Origin of the sequence: Microcystis sp. M144S2, assembly GCF_020246065.1 — a bacterium.
Taxonomy (GTDB): Bacteria; Cyanobacteriota; Cyanobacteriia; order Cyanobacteriales; family Microcystaceae; genus Microcystis; species Microcystis ichthyoblabe_A.
The window spans coordinates 1-21,037 of record NZ_JADBTR010000172.1 but is presented as its reverse complement, the minus strand read 5'-3'; the positions used below and the strand labels follow the sequence as shown (position 1 = coordinate 21,037).

At 43.9% G+C, this 21,037-nt stretch carries 15 protein-coding genes, 1 other RNA gene and 1 pseudogene; 7 read left to right on the top strand and 10 right to left on the bottom strand.

The annotated features are described in order from the left end of the window. A partial coding sequence (locus IM462_RS19725) for a calcium-binding protein (protein ID WP_502845524.1) occupies positions 1–1,900 on the bottom strand: 1,900 nt, incomplete at its 3' end. Between the two features lie 984 nt (positions 1,901–2,884). On the opposite strand from IM462_RS19725, the gene IM462_RS19720 reads away from it, so the two are divergent. Both IM462_RS19720 and IM462_RS19715 read left to right on the top strand, forming a co-directional pair. Further along, positions 2,885–3,142 (top strand): hypothetical protein, encoded by a 258-nt coding sequence (locus IM462_RS19720; protein ID WP_287703696.1) that lies wholly within the window; start codon positions 2,885–2,887, stop codon positions 3,140–3,142. After that, positions 3,135–3,911 carry a class I SAM-dependent methyltransferase gene (locus IM462_RS19715; RefSeq protein WP_287703698.1) on the top strand — a complete coding sequence of 259 codons (777 nt, stop codon included), beginning with the start codon at positions 3,135–3,137 and terminating at the stop codon, positions 3,909–3,911. The genes IM462_RS19720 and IM462_RS19715 overlap by 8 nt, the downstream gene beginning before the upstream one ends. Here IM462_RS19715 and uvrA read toward each other — a convergent pair. Next, positions 3,868–6,780 carry an excinuclease ABC subunit UvrA gene (gene uvrA / locus IM462_RS19710; protein WP_287703700.1) on the bottom strand — a complete coding sequence of 971 codons (2,913 nt, stop codon included), beginning with the start codon at positions 6,778–6,780 and terminating at the stop codon, positions 3,868–3,870. The genes IM462_RS19715 and uvrA overlap by 44 nt on opposite strands. Before the next feature lie 53 nt (positions 6,781–6,833). Continuing rightward, complete coding sequence (gene cysE, locus IM462_RS19705) at positions 6,834–7,652, bottom strand: serine O-acetyltransferase (protein WP_110544776.1); 819 nt, start codon at positions 7,650–7,652, stop codon at positions 6,834–6,836. A 214-nt stretch (positions 7,653–7,866) separates the two neighbouring features. On the opposite strand from cysE, the gene IM462_RS19700 reads away from it, so the two are divergent. Then, positions 7,867–9,522 (top strand): choice-of-anchor I family protein, encoded by a 1,656-nt coding sequence (locus tag IM462_RS19700; RefSeq protein ID WP_287703703.1) that lies wholly within the window; start codon positions 7,867–7,869, stop codon positions 9,520–9,522. A gap of 348 nt (positions 9,523–9,870) precedes the next feature. Continuing rightward, complete coding sequence (locus IM462_RS19695) at positions 9,871–10,308, top strand: DUF29 domain-containing protein (RefSeq protein ID WP_287703705.1); 438 nt, start codon at positions 9,871–9,873, stop codon at positions 10,306–10,308. Between the two features lie 207 nt (positions 10,309–10,515). On the opposite strand, the gene IM462_RS19690 is transcribed toward IM462_RS19695, so the two are convergent. The 3 genes from IM462_RS19690 to IM462_RS19680 all read right to left on the bottom strand — a co-directional run bounded on the left by IM462_RS19690 (position 10,516) and on the right by IM462_RS19680 (position 13,969). Continuing rightward, positions 10,516–11,859, bottom strand: coding sequence for a TldD/PmbA family protein (locus tag IM462_RS19690; protein WP_287703707.1), 1,344 nt, complete (start codon positions 11,857–11,859; stop codon positions 10,516–10,518). 92 nt (positions 11,860–11,951) lie between these two features. Next, on the bottom strand, positions 11,952–12,497 hold the full coding sequence (locus tag IM462_RS19685; RefSeq protein WP_287667656.1) for a DUF456 domain-containing protein: 546 nt from the start codon (positions 12,495–12,497) through the stop codon (positions 11,952–11,954). Positions 12,498–12,499: 2 nt separating this feature from the next. After that, positions 12,500–13,969, bottom strand: a complete 1,470-nt coding sequence (locus IM462_RS19680) for a TldD/PmbA family protein (protein WP_012266273.1) — start codon at positions 13,967–13,969, stop codon at positions 12,500–12,502. Between the two features lie 184 nt (positions 13,970–14,153). On the opposite strand from IM462_RS19680, the gene IM462_RS19675 reads away from it, so the two are divergent. The 3 genes from IM462_RS19675 to IM462_RS19665 all read left to right on the top strand — a co-directional run bounded on the left by IM462_RS19675 (position 14,154) and on the right by IM462_RS19665 (position 16,453). After that, entirely contained in the window at positions 14,154–14,618 is a 465-nt protein-coding gene (locus tag IM462_RS19675) for a hypothetical protein (RefSeq protein WP_287703709.1), read from the top strand. 268 nt (positions 14,619–14,886) lie between these two features. Continuing rightward, positions 14,887–15,277: a transfer-messenger RNA gene (gene ssrA / locus IM462_RS19670) on the top strand. A gap of 9 nt (positions 15,278–15,286) precedes the next feature. Further along, the gene (locus IM462_RS19665; protein ID WP_287703711.1) at positions 15,287–16,453 is read left to right on the top strand and encodes a pyridoxal phosphate-dependent aminotransferase; all 1,167 of its coding nucleotides are present in this window, start codon (positions 15,287–15,289) and stop codon (positions 16,451–16,453) included. 118 nt (positions 16,454–16,571) lie between these two features. Here the strand turns inward: IM462_RS19665 and rsmH are convergent, their stop codons facing one another. The 4 genes and pseudogenes from rsmH to IM462_RS19650 form a co-directional block, all read right to left on the bottom strand. Further along, positions 16,572–17,450 (bottom strand): 16S rRNA (cytosine(1402)-N(4))-methyltransferase RsmH, encoded by an 879-nt coding sequence (rsmH, locus tag IM462_RS19660; RefSeq protein ID WP_287703713.1) that lies wholly within the window; start codon positions 17,448–17,450, stop codon positions 16,572–16,574. 28 nt (positions 17,451–17,478) lie between these two features. Then, positions 17,479–18,990, bottom strand: a complete 1,512-nt coding sequence (gene ilvA, locus IM462_RS19655; RefSeq protein ID WP_287703715.1) for a threonine ammonia-lyase, biosynthetic — start codon at positions 18,988–18,990, stop codon at positions 17,479–17,481. Between the two features lie 35 nt (positions 18,991–19,025). Further along, positions 19,026–19,235, bottom strand: a pseudogene (locus IM462_RS21310) (RelB antitoxin-like protein). A 238-nt stretch (positions 19,236–19,473) separates the two neighbouring features. Further along, positions 19,474–21,037 (bottom strand): GUN4 domain-containing protein (locus IM462_RS19650; RefSeq protein WP_287715510.1); only part of this gene is annotated, 1,564 nt, incomplete at its 5' end.

The window sequence follows — 21,037 nt, the reverse complement described above, 5'->3', positions numbered from 1 at the left end:
TAGAGAAGTCGAGGGTGTTGTCACTCCAATCGCCGACGATGGTGACTTTTCCTGCTACTCCTGTCCCGTCGATGGTTTCAATGCCGCTATTAACCCCAAAACTCTTGAGACCGATATCAACATTAGCCGCACCTTTGGCGACAATGGTATCTGTGCCACTTGTCCCTGTATCCGTAATGGTGTCATAGCCTTGGAAACTCGACCAGCCTCCGGCTAGATTACCGGAGACATAATAAGTGTCTGACCCTTCGCCTCCATCCAATTGGTCATTGTCTGCGCCGCCATAGAGTAAGTCATTACCAACTCCACCCGATAAAGTGTCACACCCCCAATCTCCATCGATTAGGTCATCGCCGCCGCCACCACTGAGAACATCATTTCCCCCGTAACCCATCAGGTGTTCAGCAAGATTCGTACCTGTAATCGTGTCGCTAGAGTTATCACCGTAAATAATGGTTTTCTGAAGATAGAAATAGTTGAGCCAACTGGAAACATCGTTAAGGCGAGCATTTGCATCACCATCTTCGTTGACGAGACGATTGTCTTCGATGTTAAAGCCAATATGATAGAGTCCATCGGCTACGGTATTGACTAAATTTTTACCGAAGTATTGGGTTGTCGCTCCGTCATTTTGTACCAGGTGGTAGCCTGTTTCCTCATTTCCCTCATCGTCACCGTGGAGGAGGATAAATTCGTCATAGTGATTAGTGCGAACCCATTGATTGAGGGTGCGAATATCATCGCTGGTAATCCAGCCATCAGCAGCGATACCTGTAGCAGTAATACCATCTACTAATAGATGGTTAAGTCCATCGGCGGCGGCGGCTCCAGCGTTAATATCCCCCGCATTTGTCCACTTGGCTAAGCCAGTATCAATTTTGATGGTATCGACAATTTTATCTAATCCTGTGCCAGTGGTGGACTGATCAACGTAAAAATATGTTACCCAATCCGCTACGTCTTTGACTGTGGCATTAGCTGCACCATCTTCGTTGAGAAATCGCCCATTTTGGATCTGAAAGCCAATATGATAGATTCCGTCGGCAACGGTATTAACTAGGTTTTTCGCAAAATATGTGGTCTGAGCGCCGTCATTTTGAACTAAATGGAAGCCAGTTTCCTCTGTCCCTTCATCATCCCCATGCAGAACAATAAAAGTATTATAACGGGTGGCATCGGAGCGAATCCAATTGTTAATTTGTGCAATATCGCTTTCGGAAATTGAACCATCGGCGGCGAGATTGTAGGTGGTAATCGCTGTTTTTAATAAATCATTCAGTCCATTGGCCGCATCAGCACCGCCAGCAATTTCTTGCCAAGGTATATTTTGCGCTAAACCCTGATCTGCAATAATTAATTCCGTAATCCGATCAAGTCCGGTATTAGTTGTTGCCCGATCTGTATAAAATTGGGTTAGCCAATCCGCCACCTGAGCAACTGTGGCATTGGCGTTACCATCTTCATTGACAAAGCTGCCATTTTCAATTAGGAAACCAATGTGATAAATGCCATCAAAAACCGTATCGACTAAATTCTGATTGCGATACTGTTGAGTCGCTCCGTCATTTTGTACTAAATGAAATCCTGTTTCTGTTGTCCCGTCATCATCGCCGTGGAGAGCAGTAAATTCTGCCAAACGGTTAGCGCGAATCCAAGCATTAATCGCGGTTACGTCACTGACAGTAAAAATGCCGTTACTAGCAACTCCAGTGGCTTGTTTGGCTTCTAAGATTAAATGATTTAATTCATTAGCTGCCGTCATTCCACCCGTAATATTTGTGCCGAGATTAGCACCAGCAAGTCCTGGATCTCTGCCAATTCTTTCAACCGTTTGATCTAGTCCCGTTCCGGTTGTTCCAGTTGGGGAATTTTGCACCATCGAATAAGATTTGCTTGCCATAATTATTAACCATGAAAAATAAGGTAGTTAGTGAAATAGCAACAATTGTTAGACAAGTAACGACAAAACCGCACTAAGGCAGGTTTATCCTCAATCCAGTTAGCAAAACCCAGTTATCATCAGGGACGACTGAAGTGGTCACTACGAACCAGAAGGGTTGTCAACTGGACTGGATCAGGGGGATTTGGTATTACCCTGACAATTGCGGATCGATATCCTCACTCATACCCGAAGTCGATTCCAACGATTGGACAGTCTCAGATAGTAAATTAGTTCTAACTGATTGTCTTGCCCCTGCTCAGACTATCGAACGAGGTTTTCCGACCTTGATAGTCCTGAGTCGTCGTTTGATAATCTAACCTTTAATGGAATCTTGGATTATTGTAGCACGTTATACAGATATGTGATACCCGCTGCTTTTTCTCTCTTAGCGTTGCTCAAATAAAAATACCTGATCTTGCGCGTAACTGAATTTAAACCTAGGCGATCGCTGCAAGCCTCCGATCAGATGGCTGACAACCGACTCGGCGCTATCTACTTTCGTCAACTGGAGGTTGGGACGGTGGGTCAGGTGGGGAGCAATTTGGGAAGTCGTCAGGACAATTTCCAGGCTATCAAAGACAACTAATATAAAACAACTTTACATTTCTTTTATCACTTTTGGAAAATGCTATCCTTGTAGATGATACAAAAGAGCTAAAAATCTCCATTGATGCCAATTGGATAATTTAAGCGCATCTTAATGATAGTCTAAATCTTTTCTTAAAGATGGTAGTAGGAAAGATCGGCTACCGTGAGAGAGTAGTATCCATCGTCTCGGTCTTGAGTGGGATGTACTGCCATTCTCATCGGATGGTGGTTTCTGCCATGTCTGACCTGTTTGGGGTGAAGATGTCTTTATGGTTAAAAGACCGCAGGGAACGCACGTTGTCAGACGAGGATATATGACACTATCATAAGATAGTAGTAGCCTGAGCCGAAACCATGAAAACAATTAGTTTTAAAACCCATGTGGGAGAAGATGGAACATTGCAAATATCTTTACCCCCTGAACTTAAAAACACAGATTTAGAAGTTACCTTAGTTTATCAGCCAATATCTCTAAAAGAAAAAGAAGAAAAAACTACATTTAGCCAATGGCAAGAAGGCTTCTTTGAAGAAGTAATTGGCGGTTGGGAAGGTGAATTATTAGTAAGAGAAAAACAGCCAGATTATGAGGAAAGAGCGATCGAGAATGATTAAGGACAAAAATCAGCAAACCTATAGAGACCCTAGTATTGTCGGTTATTATGCCCAATTAACCGCGCTACAGCCAGCAGAAAAGACAATTTTAACCCTGCTGCAAGAGCGTTTATCAACCATGAAAATGCTTGATTTAGGGGTAGGTGCGGGACGGACTACGAAGTATTTTGCCCCTCTTGTGGGAGAATATATCGGTGTTGATTATTCTGCGGAAATGATCGCCGCTTGTAGTCAAAAATTCCCCCATTTAGTCTGGCAAGTGGCCGATGCTAGAAATCTAGAACAATTTGCCGATAATTATTTTGATTTTATTCTCTTTAGTTTTAATGGCATTGATTATATTTCCCCTGCTGACCGTTTTCTAGTTTTAGAGGAAATTAGCCGCATCGGTAAAACTGGCGGTTATTTTTGTTTTTCTAGTCATAATCTTCAGGGAATTATCCCAGAATTCGATTGGAAAAAAAAGATTAGTTTCAATCCTTTTAGTAGCTATGTCAATTTAGTCATCTGGGCGATTTTGCGGGCCTGTAATCCCTCTCTTAGCTACGAACAGTTATTGACTGCTGACTATGCAATTATTCGGGATGAACCCCATAATTTTCGTCTGCAAAATTATTACGCCACCCCCAAAGAACAATTAAGACAGTTAAGGTCTTACTTTCAAGATATTAAAATTTATTCTTGGAAAACCGGTCAGGAAATTAAAAGCGAACAAGAGTTAAATACTAATCTTGATCATTGGCTTTATTATCTCTGTGTTCTTCCCTAATATTATCCCGCTTTTTTGGGGGATATTGAAGTAATGCTTGGGCAAGATAATGACCGGTGTAGGATTTTTCACATTTAGCCACGGTTTCCGGTGTTCCCACCGCGATTAATTCTCCTCCCTTGTCCCCTCCTTCCGGTCCCAAATCAATAATCCAATCGCTACAGCGAATCACGTCGAGATTATGTTCGATGACGATAATCGAATTACCTTTATCGACCAATCTTTGTAACACATCTAAGAGATGATGCACATCATAAAAAGATAATCCCGTAGTCGGTTCATCGATCAAATATAGGGTTTTTCCCGTGGCCCGTCGGGATAATTCGGCCGCTAATTTCACCCTTTGCGCTTCTCCACCGGATAAAGTCGGGGCGCTTTGACCGAGTTTACAGTATCCTAAACCCACATCCACGAGAGTTTGTAATCTGGTGGTGGCCCGGGGGACATTTTCAAAGACCTTTAATGCTTCCTCGATCGTCATATCTAAGACATCGGCGATCGAATAACCTTTATACTTAACCTGTAGGGTTTCCCGATTATAACGCGCCCCTTTACACACATCACACTGCACATAGACATCGGGGAGAAAATTCATCTCGATGACGTTTACCCCTTGGCCTAGGCAAGCTTCACAGCGTCCTCCCTTAACATTAAAAGAAAACTGCCCCGCTTTGTAACCTCTAGCTTTTGCTTCGATGGTTTCGGTGAAAATCTCGCGAATAATGTCAAAAACCCCCGTATAGGTGGCAGGATTTGACCGAGGAGTGCGTCCTATCGGTGATTGGTCGATGACAATTACTTTATCAACCGCGTCCAATCCTTCCACTTTATCTAACTCTTTGGGGAAGGGAGTTAAACGGGTTAAATGATGTTGTAAAGCCGGATATAATAACTCATTAATTAGGGTAGATTTTCCCGAACCAGATACCCCCGTAATCGAGACTAATTTTCCTAAAGGAATCGTTACATCGATATTTCTTAGGTTATTTTGATGGCAATTTTTTAAGACTAAAGCATTACCATTTCCTTCCCTTCTTTGGTGAGGAGTTTCAATAACTTTGCGTCCCGATAGGTAGTCCCCTGTTATCGATTTTTTGGACTTCAAAAGGGTTTTAAAACTGCCTTGACAGATGATTTCTCCGCCATGAATCCCCGCTTTTGGACCGATATCGACCACATAATCGGCTGCCCGAATCGTTTCTTCATCGTGTTCGACGACGATTAAAGTATTGCCTAAATCTCGCAATCTTTGCAGGGTTTCTAACAGTTTACTATTATCTCTTTGGTGTAATCCGATGCTAGGTTCATCGAGAACGTATAATACTCCTGTTAATCCCGAACCGATTTGAGTGGCTAATCGAATTCGTTGGGATTCTCCCCCAGATAAGGTCATCGCCGGTCGATCGAGGGTAAGATAATCTAATCCCACATCGATTAAAAATTGTAGTCTCGCTTTGATTTCTTTGAGGGCTAATTCCCCAATTAATGCCTGTCTTGGGGTTAAATGACAATCATTAATTCTCTGCAAACAATCCCGAATGGGAACTCCGGTAAAATCCGTGATCGTATATTGTCCTAAACGTACCGATAAAGCTTCTGGTTTTAATCTTTTTCCGTGACAAACTTCGCAGGTTTGGTTAACAATATATTTTTCTAGTCTTTGTTTAATAACTTCCGAGGTGGTTTCTTGATAATTTCTATCTAAGATATTGATAACTCCCGCAAATTCTCGATAGTAACCGCGACCAGTATCGTAACGGTAGTCATCTTCAAAATAGATCGGTTCTTTACTACCATACAGAATGATATCTTGCTGGGTTTTTGTTAGTTTCTGCCAAGGGGTTTGAATTTCAAAACCTAAAGCTTGCCCTAAACCGTAGAGGAGAGAAAGATAGTAGGAATTATCCTTATCTGACCAGGGGGCAATAGCAGAATAAACCGGTTGTTTTGGATCTGGAATGACTAAATCTGCCGAAAATTTCCGTAAACTGCCCAATCCGTGACAGTTGGGACAAGCACCATAGGGAGAATTAAAAGAGAATAAACGGGGGGATAATTCTTCCATAACGGCCCCGTGTTCGGGACAGGCAAATTTCTCGGAAAAGACAATTTCTTTGGTAACTTCGGGATTATCTTCGTTATTCTCATCAAGAATTTCTACAATCGCTACACCATCGGAATGCTTTAAACAAGTGGTTAAAGAATCTACTAATCTTTCCTGTAAACCCTCTTTTTTGATCAGGCGATCGATAACAATTTCGATATCATGAAGATGTTTTTTATCTAACTCGATGCCCTCGGATAATTCTACTACCTTGCCGTCAATCCGCACCCGGGCAAAGCCTTGGGAGGCCAAACTAGAGATTAATTGCTTATGAGTGCCTTTTTTGCCGCGAATTACTGGGGCCAAGATTTGAAAACGGGTTTTCTCGGCTAATTCCATCACTCGATCGCACATTTGATCGATGGTTTGGGGGGCAATATTGCGATCGCAATGGGGACAATGGGGTTCACCGGCACGACCGAACAATAAACGCAAGTAATCGTAAATTTCCGTAACAGTTCCCACACTAGAACGGGGATTGTGGGAAGTGGATTTTTGGTCAATGGAAATAGCCGGACTTAAACCCTCGATCGCATCCACATCGGGTTTATCTAATTGTCCTAAAAATTGGCGCGCATAGGCGCTGAGGGACTCCACATAGCGGCGCTGTCCCTCGGCAAAAATAGTGTCGAAAGCGAGGGAAGATTTGCCCGATCCCGAAACTCCGGTAAAAACAATCAACTGATTGCGGGGTAATTCGAGATCAACATTTTTGAGATTGTGTTGTCGTGCGCCACGGATACGGATTGAGTCAGTTTGAGCCATCGGACGGTGCCAAGTAGTCCTTAACAATCATAGCCTTGATAAATGGGTTTCAGCTACTTAGAAAACGAGTCTTCTATCATATCAGAAGATTCTCGGGGATAAACCGATCTTTCGAGAAACTCGCGCATATCCCGATCGGCCGCAGGACAAAAGCTATGACTCGCCTCTTCTTCTAAATGGGCTAAAACTGGGCAATTAATCCGATAATCTGGTTCTTTTGACCGTTCTAGCCGCAATTCGTACACTTGTTTTTCCAGTTGTTCGATGCGGTCCACCAAAGCGCGAATAGCCACCGCTTCCGAGTCGGGTAAATCACCGTGTTCGAGGGGTTCCACCCGCGTCCCAGCGCGATAGATTAAACGACCGGGTACACCAACGACGGTACAATCGGCGGGAATATCGCGCAGGACCACAGAACCAGCGCCGACGCGAACGTTATTACCCAGATAAATATTACCTAAAACCTTGGCCCCAGCGCCGACGACCACATTTTCCCCTAGAGTCGGGTGACGTTTACCGCTTTCTTTCCCCGTCCCTCCTAAAGTAACTCCCTGATAGATGAGGGCATAATCACCGACAATGGCCGTTTCTCCGATGACCACTCCCATGCCATGGTCGATAAAAACACCCTGACCTATTTGGGCGCCGGGGTGAATTTCGATACCAGTCAGAAAACGGGCAAGATGGGAAATTAAACGGGGAATAAAGGGAATCCCGATCTGATATAGCCAATGGGCGAAGCGATGGCACAGTAAAGCCTGTAATCCGGGATAACAAAACAGTACCTCTAACCAGTTGCGGGCAGCGGGGTCACGTTCAAAAATGATCTTGAAATCGGCTAGGAGAGTAGATAACACGAGTCTTGATTCCATATTGATCGAGCTTATACTAAACTATGTTATCACTCCGGTAAATGAGCCGTTCAACTAAAAATCGATCGAGTAACCCGTTTTCCTAGTTCGCTTTTACTGTTCTCGGCCAAATTTTGAAGATATCCTTAATTTCCCTCCTGTTTAATCTTCCTTTAACTTGGGGCTGAAAAAATGCGATTGTTTAGCCTTTTTTTGCAGGGTTTCAGCTAAAAATATGATTAAGGCTATCGATCGTCACCATGGGAATTTTTTATTAACCTTGCTGTCAATTGCTGGCAGTATCAACATCGTTACCGAATCTGCCTCAGCTTTAAATATCACCCGATTAAGCAGTCTTGGCAATAGTACAACTGCTGCTAATAACTTCGGGGCAGAAATTCCCGCTTACGACCCAGCTAGTCGCAGATTATTCGTGACTGGTCCCAATAATCGTCTAGATATTGCCGATATCAGCAATCCCGCTAGTCCAATTCCCTTACCCTCGATCGATCTTAGTCCCTACGGTGCGGGGGTTAACAGCGTTGCCATCAAAAATGGTATCGTGGCCGTGGCCATGGAAGCTAGTACGATTACCAATAACGGCAGTGTAGTATTTTTCGATACTAATGGTGTCTTTCAGAATCAGGTTACTGTGGGCGCTTTACCGGATATGTTAACCTTTACTCCTGACGGTAATCGGGTTTTGGTCGCTAATGAAGGGGAAGCGAGAGGAGCGATCAATCCCAATGGTTCCGTTAGTGTTATTGACCTTAGCACCGGTGTTCTCAATGCCACGGTCAACACTGCTACCTTTACCAGTTTTAATGGTCAAGAGAACACTTTAAGAAATCAGGGAGTCCGCATTTTCCCCGGTCAAACGGTTTCCCAAGATGTGGAACCAGAATACATCACCGTTTCCGACGATGGAACCACTGCATGGGTGGCTTTACAGGAAAATAACGCTATTGCGATAGTCGATATTGTTAACGCTCAAGTCACCAGTATTTTACCTTTAGGAGCCAAAAATTTTAATGCACCGGGTAATGGTTTGGACCCTAGCGATCGAGATGGGGTAGTATTTGGAGGAGCGGCTAATTCCCCAGCAATGAGAATTAATAATTGGCCGGTTTTTGGCTTATATCAACCGGATACGATTGCCACCGTTACCATCGCCGGACAAACCTATTTAATTACTGCCAATGAAGGTGATACTAGAGATGAGGCCCGACGAGTTTCTACTGTAACTTTAGACCCCAATGTTTTCCCTAATGCGGCCACATTGAAATTAAACCAAAATCTCGGCCGTTTGGATGTTTCTAGCATTGACGGACTTAACGCCCAAGGTCAATATAGCCAACTTTTTGCCTATGGTGGTCGTTCTTTTTCGATTTGGAATGTCACTAATGGACTGTCCCCAGTCTTCGATAGTGGCGATGATTTTGAACAAATTTTGGCGGCTTTTTCGGCAACTCCCCTAACTCCTAGTATCTTTAATTCCGATGGTACTCCTAGTAGTTTCGATAGTCGTAGCGATAACCGCGGCCCAGAACCGGAAGGTTTAGCCGTGGGAACTGTAGGCAATCGTCTCTATACTTTTGTGGGAATAGAAAGGGCTGGCGGTTTCATGGTTTATGATATCACCAACCCTAGTCATCCTTTCTTTGTTGATTATATCAACGATTGGCAATTAGGCGATATCTCTCCCGAAGGATTATTATTTATTCCCGCTGCCGATAGTCCCAATGGTACTCCCCTGTTAATTGTTGCCAATGAAGTGAGTCGTAATCTGGCGATTTATTCCATCAAACCTGTCCCAGAACCTAGCGCAGTTTTAGGATTGCTAACCCTCGGATTAGCCGGTTATAGTTTGAAAAAAAGAGGGTATTGCTAATTAGGGTTTGCGGCAAAAAGTTTTTCGTGGGGTGTGGGGTGTGGGCTTCGGCCGTGAGCTCAGCGTTCGACCGAGCTCACGCCGAGGTCCGAACGGGTGTGGGGTTTTACCGATGTTGAGGACGTTCGGCGATGCTCAGCCGAACCGCCGAACCGCTTGTCGAACCGCCGGGGTCAATTAGCTAATTTTCAGGGAAAAAGTACCTTAATTTTTCCCCCGATCACTCCCAGATCTGATATACTTTTTGAGAAAAAAAGTCTAAAAGTCTTAGCCAAAAAGGTGTTTAGATATATTCAGCCAGCCCTAGATAGAAAGCCATTTAAGTAATTTTCTATGGAGAGTTAAATTATGTCGTCAACTGCCTACGAAACTGATTATAATCAATGGCTAAAAGAGACGGTAAAACATTTACAAGAGCGCAATTTTGAGCAAGTGGATTGGGATAATTTAATTGAAGAAATCGAGAGTATGGGAAAAAGTGATAGACGAGCTTTAATGAGTCTGTTAACCTGTCTTATCGAACATCTTTTAAAGCTGGCTTATTGGCAAGAAGAAAAAAAACGGTCAGGTAATCATTGGGCGGCAGCAATAGTCAATTTTCGCGCCCAAATTCAGCAGCGTTTAGAAGATAGTCCCAGCTTACGGCCAGAATTAGCAGCCATGTATGATAAAGTTTATCCAGTGGCGATTAAATCGGTTTCTCAGCTTTTTTCCCTTAATTCAGACGCTCATATATCCCTCGAACAAACATTAGATGATAATTGGTTTCCCCCAGCGGAAAAATAGTTCTTAATTAGGGTTTGCTGAAAAAGTTTATTGGTGGGGTTAGGAGATAGGAAATTATTTTTATTTATTCTCCCCGGTCTTAATTCTGGTGTAGTTTTAAGGAGTAATTTAGATAGTCAACAGCTTACCCACGACTATAAAATTAGCATCCATCTGGCGGGGGGTATTACCCTTGTTAATACCCCCTATTTTTGGTCTGGTATAGTGTTAAGCTTCTCCCGTGATTGATAAACCCTCTACCCAAACGTAGGGACAAACACCACTGGGAGTAATAACCGCTTCCGGTTCCAGATAAACAATCGATTTCAGCAGTGTTAAAATATCTCCGGCTACGGTAGCGGAATCGATGCTAATGCGCTCATTTTTGTTCACTAACCAACCATCAAAGGGCAAAGAGAAGGAACCTTGTAGAGAATTAACTCCTGCATGAAGTGCCTGTAAACTATCAATTAAAACCACATTTTCTGCCGTTTCCAAAGAATAGCTTTGGGGTTGATTAGCACTAGCAAAAACGTGATAAAAATGGGGACTAACCGTTACTTTTGCCCCAATGTTACCGTTGCCAGTTGGTTCCGTATTCATCCGTTTAGCGGTAATCGTGCTATGGAGAAAATTACTCAAAATCCCCTCTTTAATTAATTCCACACGATGGGTGGGAGTACCTTCACTATCAAAAGTTTCCGCGGAAACATTAGCCGGATGGAGGGCATCATCGCACAAATTTAAGGCAGTAGCGGCGATTTGTGTTCCCAAAGATTCAGGAGTAGAAAGACTCTGTTTATCAAGGACATTTTGGGCATTAAACAGATTAGAAAATGCTCCCATTAGACTCAAAAAGGCGCGGGGGGCAAAAACCACCAAATATTTACCCGTGGTAATCGGTTGATAGTCCAGATGGCTAACAGTTTTGCTAATCGCTTCCTCGATGCAGCCATCGATATCTAATTTTTCCAGGCCCGGACTCACCCGAAAAGCACCGGCGCTGCGGGGTTTTTTGCCTTCCTGTTCGGTTTTGGTGTATAAATACACGCTGGCATAACTACGCGCTTCCTGACGCATTGCCCCGTCGCTATTGAGATAAAAACGTCTGACCTGCTGTTGTCCCAAACCGTTATAGGGAACACTGGCAATAGCCGGATGGGCCGTTAGTAGGGATTTTTCGGCGGCTAATAACTTATCGACGAGAGTGGATACAGGTGCTTGATTAGACATTTCGCTGGCCACTTCTGTGGTGGGTGCGGTGGCAGCGGGACTAAAATCGGGGACATTTTCCTTAACGCCAAAAACGCTGGCTTCCTGAGCGGTTTTTAGGGCTAATTGCAGTCCCACCGGGTCCACATCGGTGGTGGAGGTGACACCGACTTGATTATCCTGATTCCAGACGCGAACGATAACGCTGGAACGATTGGAAGCTTGTACCTGTTTCGGTTCCCCTTGAAACACATCCACATCGGTTTCATCGACCGAGGAACCATAGATGTCGTATTTAGCAATTCCTAAAGCTTGGGCGCTAGAATTAGCGATTTGGGCGATATCTTCAACTTTTGGCATAGATTTTTTTTGGTGTTGGAGGATAGTGATAGGGAAGTGGGGGAATGGGGGAATGGGGAAATTTCAAATAAAATCCCAACATTCAACATCTTCTAACTGATAACTGAAGAGAGATTGGGCCAAGTGGTGACAATAAAGACGATAACGGCAGCCGTGGCCAGCATAGCTTTGGCAACGTGACCGATAACCGTACCGACGACGATACCGACACAGACTTTTAGGGATTGTTGCAAACGGGGAGTTAATTCCAAATCGCGACGATAGGCGTATTCTCCCAAAAAAGCCCCGACCACAGGACCGACAAATAAGCCGATAATCGGGCCGCCAATGGGTAAAGCGGGTAAAAGCCCGAATATTCCCGCTAATAAACCCACTACTAGCCCGATTTGACTCCAATTGCTCGCCCCAACTTTTTGGGCGCCGAGATAACTAGCGAGGAATTCCACCCCCAGACTGAGGAGAAGGACAACAAAGGCCACGGTTAAAGCGACCCCCATCCCCGCAAATTTGGTGACAAAACCCCACACCAGCATGGCGATTAAAATCAAACTCATGCCGGGGATAGCGGGCAGCAGTTCGCCAATTATTCCCACTATCATGATGGCAATTAGGAAGTAGTAGAGAATCACTAAAGTCATGATTAACGACCGCCAACGGTAATAGAATCGACTTTTAAATGGGGTTGACCAACGGTGACATAAACGCTACCACTGACGGAACCGCAAAAACCCGCCGCTAGTCCTAAATCTTGGGAACACATAGAGATTTTATTCATAATCTCCTTAGCTGAACCGATTAAAGTCGCGCCTTTCAGGGGTTTAGTCAGGTTGCCGTTTTCGATAAGATAAGCTTCCTCGACGGCGAAATTAAATTCCCCCGTGGCCCCCACACTACCACCGCCCATTTTTTTGCAATAAATGCCTTTATCGATGGAATTAAAGAGATTATCGAGGGTATATTCCCCGGGGGCGATGTAGGTATTCCGCATCCGACTAGCGGCCGCATAGGTGTAGTTTTGACGGCGACCGCTACCCGTGCGCGGATGACCGGTTTTAATTGAACCGGTGCGATCGGCAATGAAGTTTTTTAGGATACCATTTTCAATGAGGAGAGTACGCTGGGCCGGCATTCCCTCATCATCCATATCGATAGTACCGAAAGCTTTATCGGATAATCCTTCGTCCCAAGCCGTCAGGTTTTCGTGGGCGATTTTTTCGCCTTTTTTATCGAGAAAGGGCGTGGTTTTTTGCTCAATTTGCGTAGTTTCTAGCAAATGGCCGCAGGCTTCGTGGAAGATAACGCCGCCAAATTCATTGGCCATGACGATGGGATAACTGCCGGATTCTACATAGTCAGCGTAAAGCATTTTACCCGCCGATTCGGCCACTTCTGCCGCCGATTCCTCGGCATTCCACGTCCGCAGAAAATCGGGATTACTGGTACTACCCACCCGTTTACCAATGCTAGAACGATTAGTCCCATCGGCACAGAGGAGATTATAGCCCACGGATTGGGTGAGGCGAATATCCCGGGCAAAAGTGCCGTCACTAGCGGCAACTAAAATTTCTTGCCAATCGCGAAAATAAGCGGCGCGACGAGATTGGACGTGAGAGGCTTTCTGATTGAGTTGAACGTTAGCAGTTAGGAGAATATCACCCATTTCTCGCAAAGAACTGCAATTATTCAGCCAAATATCTTTATTTTTGACCGTGGCATAATCCCGGAACATTTCCAGATTGATTTCGGGAATATAGGCGTTAGGACTGGGTAGGTTTAAACCAAGAATCGATAAACCTTTTTCTAGGGCATTTTTTAAGCCTTGGAAGCTTAAATCATTGGTACTGACATAACAATCGGCTTTACCGCGAAAAAGGCGGATTCCTGCCCCTGTAGATAGTTTCGGTGAGAGACTGGTGATGGTGTCATCTTCGGCTAAACAACTGATATAGTTGACTCTTTCGAGGAAAAATTCGATAAAAGTCGCCCCGGCAGCCCGTCCCAGTCCCAGGAGAGTGGACAAAGGAGCCGCCCAAGAGCTATCAAAGCGCTCCAGACTAGGATTATATTTCAGGGTGGGGAGTTCTTTGGAGATGAGTAGAGTGGGTGACATAAAGCTCGTTTATCAGTTAATCTGCTGGTTTCTAGTCTAACAGTTCTCAGTTTTTTCCGTCTGGGGATGCGTTAGCGCCGCCCAACCCTGCTAAATTTTTCTCCTTCATATCTCTTAATAAAAACCTTGATTCGAGCGCTGATCACCCGCAAGATTAAAGAAAGAGCGACTCAGGATTAAAATAATGGCCACAGCGACACAATTCTTAAACATTTCTGACTTGACAAAAGATGATTATTGTGTATTCGGTTTAGCAATTTGTTTTCTTAAACGGGAGGGAGAATTAGAAAAAGTGGCGGTGTTAGAACCGATTCCCTCGGCAGCCCTAGAGGCAATTGTCAAAGGAATTCCCACTTCCTACGAATTTGCCCGCGCCATGGCTTTAGGAGAGGTATTTCAGGACGATAATCCTCAAATACCCAGTAATTTCCCCGATAATGCCCAATTATGCGAGAATTTTGTCGAAAGGGCGATTGCGGCCACTCGCACCTATAAAAATCAACCCCACCTACAAGGGTTAATCCCCTTGGGCGGCCAAAAAGACGATTTAAACTTTTCCCTAGAGAAAAAACGCATCTTGAATGCTGTTCATGTGGTGCGGACGGAGGATAACGTCAAACAACATTCTCACACCCATAAGGTTTTGTAATCAAGGTTAGTTCGGGTTAGGGAAATTTTGCCGTTTTCCCTGATTCCGAACTCAGGTTATCGCAGTGGAGCAATAGCTGCTCAATTAATTGTTTAGTCTCTGGTGATACTAATCGAGGGCAAATATAGGATAATTCTCCCAAAAATCAGCGATAAAAACCTTTTTTCCCATCTAGACTGGCTCTAACCCTTGGGAAGATCGGAAAAATCCCAATTGAGCCACAATTAGCTTAATCAAAAAATATGCTACAATCAGAATGTAAGCACAAGGGGCCGTAACGGTTTCGACAGGTTAGCGAAAGCTCCCCCGTGATACAGGTCGAGAGTGAGTCTCCTCTCGTAAATCAAAGGCTCAAACAAAAAGTAAATGCGAACAACATCGTTCCTTTCGCTCGTAAAGCCGCTCCTGTAGCTGCCTAATAGTCTCTAATCGACTCGAGCATTCATAGTTTGACTCCGTTAAGGACTATGGATAAACCCCCAACGGATGCCACGTTTAACTTTCTCTAGTTAGTTAACCGTCTAAGCTTTAACTAGAGCATCCCACTGTCCGGGATAAGTGACAGTCCCCGTTTCGAGGGTAATCGAAACTAAACCTGTGAATGAACGGACAGTCAATACCTAATTTGGACAGCAGTTCGACTCTGCTCGGCTCCATTGATTACTTTAATGAAAGACCTTCTCTCCCGCATGGACGGGGTACAAACACCGATTATTCCCGTGGTCGGTCAATTAATTAAAGCGAACCCCGGCACTATTTCCCTCGGTCAAGGTGTTGTTTCCTATTATCCACCCCGGGAAGCGCTCGAATCTCTATCTTTATTCTTAGCTAATCCCAAAAATCATCAATATCAATCTGTGGCGGGAATTCCCCCCTTATTAGCAGTAATTCGGCAAAAACTAGCCGAAGATAATCGGATAGAAATCAGCGATAAACAGGCAATTTTTGTGACGGCGGGCAGTAATATGGCTTTTATGAATGCCATTTTAGCCATTACTTCCCCGGGGGATGAAATTATTCTCAACACTCCCTTTTATTTCAATCATGAAATGGCCATAAAAATGGCTGATTGTCAAGTAATTTTGGTCGCCACAGACAAAAATTTTCAATTGCGTCCGGCTGCCATTGAAGAGGCAATCACGGAAAAAACTAAGGCAGTGGTGACGATTTCTCCTAATAATCCCACGGGAGTAGTTTATCCAGAAAATACCCTAAGAGAAGTCAATCGAATCTGTCAAAAAAAGGGCATCTATCACATTCATGATGAGGCCTATGAATATTTTACCTATAACCATGCCCGTCACTTTTCTCCGGCGGCAATTGTTGGTAGTGAATCCTGGACTATTTCCTTATTTAGTCTCTCAAAAGCCTACGGTTTTGCCAGTTGGCGCATTGGTTATATGGTAGTACCAGAACATTTATCTGAGGCGATTAATAAGATTCAGGATACTATTTTAATCTGTCCGCCGGTGGTGTCGCAATACGCAGCCCTAGGGGCATTACAGGTGGGTAAAAGCTATCCTTTAGAACAGTTAAAAACCATCAGTCAAGTTAGAGAAATTTGCCTGAATGCTTTAGAATCAATCGGCGATATCTGTGATGTTGCCACTGCGGAAGGTGCTTTTTATTTTTTCCTGAAAATTACCACAGACAAGAATGATTTTCAGTTAGTTAAAAGTTTAATTGAGCAGCAGCGGGTGGCGGTGTTACCCGGTTCAACTTTTGGGATAACAGAAGGCTGTTATTTGCGTCTTGCCTACGGTGCTTTATCTCCAGAAACGGCTTTAACGGCAGTAGAAAGATTGGTAAAAGGACTGCGTTATTTTAGTCAATGATTTTTAAGAATAAATACCAGCTTTCTTTCTTGGTTTTTACTTTACCACAGCCTTTATCTTCAAGATAACGACTCCCCAAAACCAGAGAGTTTGTACCTCACAATTAAGATAACTGCTATCAGATAACCTCTGATTCTATCTTTTGGGCTATTCTTAGTTTAGCCGAACGAGAACGAGGATTTTTAGCTTGTTCTTCTCGGCCGGGGATAATCGGCTTTTTCGTGATAATTTTCAAGGAATTATTTTCGCGAAAGCCATACTTGATCAGACGATCTTCTAGACTATGAAAACTGATCATAGCGATAATTCCCTCGGATTTTAGCCAGTGGGGGGCTTGATTTAACAATTGTTGCAGAGAATCTAATTCTTGATTAACAGCGATGCGTAGGGCTTGAAAAACCCGCGTTGCCGGATGAATACGTCCATAACGGTAACTAGCGGGTACAGAACTAGCGATGACAGCCGCTAATTCAGTGGTGGTAGTAAAGGGACGTTTTTGGACGATCGAGCGAGCAATAGGACGAGATAAACGTTCTTCTCCGTATTGATAAAAAAGATCTGCTAATTCTTTTTCGTGCCAATGGTTAATAATATCGGCTGCCGTCAGGGATTGACAGCGATCCATCCGCATATCTAAGGCTGCCGTGTGGCGAAAACTAAAGCCGCGCTCGCTCTGATCGAATTGGGGAGAACTGACTCCTAAATCGGCGATAATGCCATCAAAACTGCTATTTTGTCCCTTATAATCGGCGAAGTTCCCCCACCAGAGGGTTAAACGGCTATCTAGATAGGGGGCAAGACTAATTTTAGCGGCTTCTAGGGCGCTTTGATCGCGATCAATGGCGGTTACTGTCGTTTCGGGATGAGCTTCTAAAAGCAAGCGGCTGTGTCCACCACCCCCTAGGGTAAGATCGAGATAATGCCCCCCGGGTTGAATATTTAAACCGGCGATTAATTCTTGACTCAAAACGGAAATATGGAGAAAATCTTGATTCATCTGCTGATAACTTCCTGAAAATGGCGATTTACCCTAAAAATAACTGATAGGCCCGGTTTTGACTTTCATCCCAATAGCGATAGCCGAGAGTATCGAGAAAAGCTTGCCATTGATTCATTTCATCGGGGGGGACCTGTATGCCCACGACGATGCGCCCGTAATCGGCCCCGTTATTGCGATAATGGAAAACGCTGATATTCCAGTGGGGACTCATGGAGGCGACAAATTTCATTAAAGCCCCCGGTCGTTCGGGAAACTCGAAGCGATAAAATAATTCATGGTCGGCTAAATGCGATCGCCCTCCCACCATGTGGCGCAGATGCAATTTAGTCAATTCATCATCACTAATATCGAGGGTTTTAAAGCCGCAAGCTTCAAAACTCTCGGCTAATTTCTTGGCATCGGTGCGATTTTCGATCTGGGCGCCGACAAAAATATGTGCTTCTTTTTCATCGGCAATGCGATAACTAAATTCGGTTAGATTGCGTTTGCCGACACATTCACAAAAACGCCGTAAACTGCCCGGTTGTTCGGGAATAGTCACAGCATACAACGCCTCGCGCCGTTCCCCTAATTCGGCCCTTTCCGCCACAAACCGCAGACGATCAAAGTTCATATTCGCCCCACAAGCCACAGCAACAAGGGTTTTATCCTCAATTCCTTCTCTTTCTACATAAGCTTTCGCTCCTGCTACCGCTAACGCCCCCGCAGGTTCTAAAATCGAGCGTGTATCTTGAAAAACATCCTTAATCGCGGCACAAATATCATCCGTATCCACGAGGATAATCTCATCCACATACTGCTGACAGAGACGAAAAGTCTCCTCTCCCACCTCGCGCACCGCTACCCCATCGGCAAATAATCCCACTTGAGACAAACGCACCCGATAACCGGCTTTTAGGGATTGATTCATCGCGTCTGAGTCCACAGGTTCCACCCCGATAATTTTAATTTCTGGGCGTAAACGCTTGACATAGGCGGCAATACCTGATATAAGTCCACCGCCACCAATGGCGACAAAAATGGCCTCGATCGGTTGCTGATATTGTCGTAAAATTTCCATACCGATCGTACCCTGGCCGGCGATTACCTCCGGATCATCGAAGGGATGGATAAAAGTTAAGCCTTTTTCCGCTTCTAACTGCCGCGCGTAGGTGTATGAATCATCGTAGGTGTCACCGTGCAGGACGACAATTCCCCCCCGGGCTTTTACCGCGTCGATTTTGACTTGGGGAGTGGTGACAGGCATAACGATAATCGCTTGGGTTCCCAATTGCCGCGCTCCCAAAGCGACTCCCTGAGCATGATTTCCCGCCGAGGCAGCAATTACACCTTTTTGTAACAAATCCCTTGACAAATGCGCCATTTTGTTGTATGCGCCGCGCAGTTTAAAAGAGAAAACTGACTGCATATCCTCACGCTTGAGTAAAAGCTGATTGTGCAAGCGTTGGGAGAGATTGGGGGCAAATTCCAAGGGGGTTTCTTGGGCGACATCATAGACGCGTGCGGTGAGGATTTGAACCAGGTAATCGCAGTACATTATTCTTTTTTGGCGGTGGGGATTGGCAAGTCAGGCTAGGATCCAGAATAGATCATCGTCGGTCCAGTTAGCAATAAAGAGCTATCATACTGAATCCTTTGATCATTTTCAACTTTTTCGATGAGTTTTCCTAGTCCGTAATCCTCTAGGATTTATGCAATTTTTTCAAATTCGGCAATGAGAATCTTAACGGCAATCAGCTTTTGATCCTCGTCTAATACATAGTTTTTGGTAATTTCTAGCATTGGAGTTTACCCTAAAATTTCTCTAGATTATTATTGATAAGCTGAATCGTGAGCGGAATAGGTATATCGGTTGGTAGAGAAAAGATAAGCAATTGACAAATAAAGATAGCGGTATCTTTCTGTTTTTGGGTCGGCAAATATCTTCTCCTAGAATTGTGCCAGTTTTGTTATCCCTATTTTACAGGATAGGAGGGTGGTGGTTTATGCTTCCCTAACGCACCCGACTGGACTTTAGATTTTACATTTTGCAAGTCTCGACGCGAGAGAAGAGACTTCTCCAATTATTTTTCCATTTTTCAAAGGGGAGGTGGCCTTGGGGTGCCTTTAGGTCAAAAGTAACGTCTTTGTAGTATATCCAACTATTCTTCATAAATCCTACTCGTACTCGCCAGCCGATTTTATCCCCGAAAGCGTTCCAGATTTTATCATTATACTCCTGCGTCCCGCCGAGGTCGTGATAGATTTTCGCTTGCACAGAAAAGCCAAATTTTCCGTTACTATATTTCACCCATAATTGGTCAATTGTTCGCAAATCTTCGCAGGGGAACTTATCGATATCCTCCTTTCTCAGCCATCTCTCTTTTGTGCGTTTGGCAGCCTGTAGCATCACTCTCTCGGTTTCCTGGTCCGCTTCTTTCCATTGCTGCCGTTTTAATAAATCCTCTAAGTTCCGATAATCGATTCCTTCCGCACTTTTAAGCTGGATAGATGGGGTAGTTTGGGGAACGGAAATAATGGGAGATTGAATAATTGTTGCTACAGGTTGTTTTTGATTAATAATCTGGTGACTAGAAGTCTGACAAATAAATATTCTTGAGGTTAGATGATAGATAATATAACTTCCTTCTCCCTTATAACCGTAGCGTATTAGCGGCAAATGACCTTGAGGTGCTTGCCAACTATAATTAATATCTTGCCAATTCCAACTATTATTTTTTTGCCAGCCTACCAAACTGCCAAAAATATCCCAATTTCTTTCATTATATTCTTCCATGCCACCGATTTCTCGATAGATTTGCCCCTGCACGGAAAAACCAAAGTGACCGCCACTATATTTAACCCATAATTGGTCAATGGTTCGCAAATCCTCGCAGGGAAATTTCTGTATATCTTCATCTCTTAACCAGTCTTTGACACGATTAGTTACTTTTCTTACTAAGTTCGCAGTTTCCTCGTCTGCTTCTTTCCATCGCTTTTGTTTTAATAAATCTTCTAAGTTCCGATAATCGATTCCTTTGGCACTTTTAAGCTGGATAGATGGGGGAGTTTGGGGAACGGAAATAATGGGATTAACGGGTTTTTGAATAGTTGTCTGGGATATAGAGACTGATGTTTTTATCTGCAAAGCTTGCAACACTTCCGATGCGGATTGATAGCGTTTTTTTGTGCCGAACTCGATTAATTTATCCAGAATATTTACCACATCATTACTAACAGGATTATTAACTAACCACTGTCGCCATACCCATTGGTGTTCCCCACCATCGAATAAATCAAAGGGAGATATTCCAGTTAATAAATAAAGGCAAGTTACACCCAAACTATACAAATCACTGGCATTAACTGCCTTGCCATTTCCCTGTTCAGGGGCAATATATTCGGCAGAACCGATAATTGTTCCTGTCATGGAACGATTTAAAGGACTGACAAATTTTGCCGCCCCAAAGTCCACTAAAATTAATTTATTATCGCTTTTTCTGCGAATAATATTTTCGGGTTTAATGTCGCGATGAATTACTTGTTTACTATGAATAAATTCTAGAATCGGTAAAATCTCTGACAAAAGATGTTTAATTTTGGCT

Bases quoted from the DNA above. Each gene is read 5' to 3' on its own strand.
- ilvA (WP_287703715.1), bottom strand. From the start codon at position 18,990: ATGTACTGCGATTACCTGGTTCAAATCCTCACCGCACGCGTCTATGAT.
- IM462_RS19675 (WP_287703709.1), top strand. From the start codon at position 14,154: ATGGCCACAGCGACACAATTCTTAAACATTTCTGACTTGACAAAAGAT.
- rsmH (WP_287703713.1), bottom strand. From the start codon at position 17,450: ATGAATCAAGATTTTCTCCATATTTCCGTTTTGAGTCAAGAATTAATC.
- cysE (WP_110544776.1), bottom strand. From the start codon at position 7,652: ATGGAATCAAGACTCGTGTTATCTACTCTCCTAGCCGATTTCAAGATC.
- uvrA (WP_287703700.1), bottom strand. From the start codon at position 6,780: ATGGCTCAAACTGACTCAATCCGTATCCGTGGCGCACGACAACACAAT.
- IM462_RS19690 (WP_287703707.1), bottom strand. From the start codon at position 11,859: ATGCCAAAAGTTGAAGATATCGCCCAAATCGCTAATTCTAGCGCCCAA.
- IM462_RS19695 (WP_287703705.1), top strand. From the start codon at position 9,871: ATGTCGTCAACTGCCTACGAAACTGATTATAATCAATGGCTAAAAGAG.
- IM462_RS19715 (WP_287703698.1), top strand. From the start codon at position 3,135: ATGATTAAGGACAAAAATCAGCAAACCTATAGAGACCCTAGTATTGTC.
- IM462_RS19680 (WP_012266273.1), bottom strand. From the start codon at position 13,969: ATGTCACCCACTCTACTCATCTCCAAAGAACTCCCCACCCTGAAATAT.
- IM462_RS19700 (WP_287703703.1), top strand. From the start codon at position 7,867: ATGATTAAGGCTATCGATCGTCACCATGGGAATTTTTTATTAACCTTG.
- IM462_RS19720 (WP_287703696.1), top strand. From the start codon at position 2,885: ATGAAAACAATTAGTTTTAAAACCCATGTGGGAGAAGATGGAACATTG.
- IM462_RS19685 (WP_287667656.1), bottom strand. From the start codon at position 12,497: ATGACTTTAGTGATTCTCTACTACTTCCTAATTGCCATCATGATAGTG.
- IM462_RS19665 (WP_287703711.1), top strand. From the start codon at position 15,287: ATGAAAGACCTTCTCTCCCGCATGGACGGGGTACAAACACCGATTATT.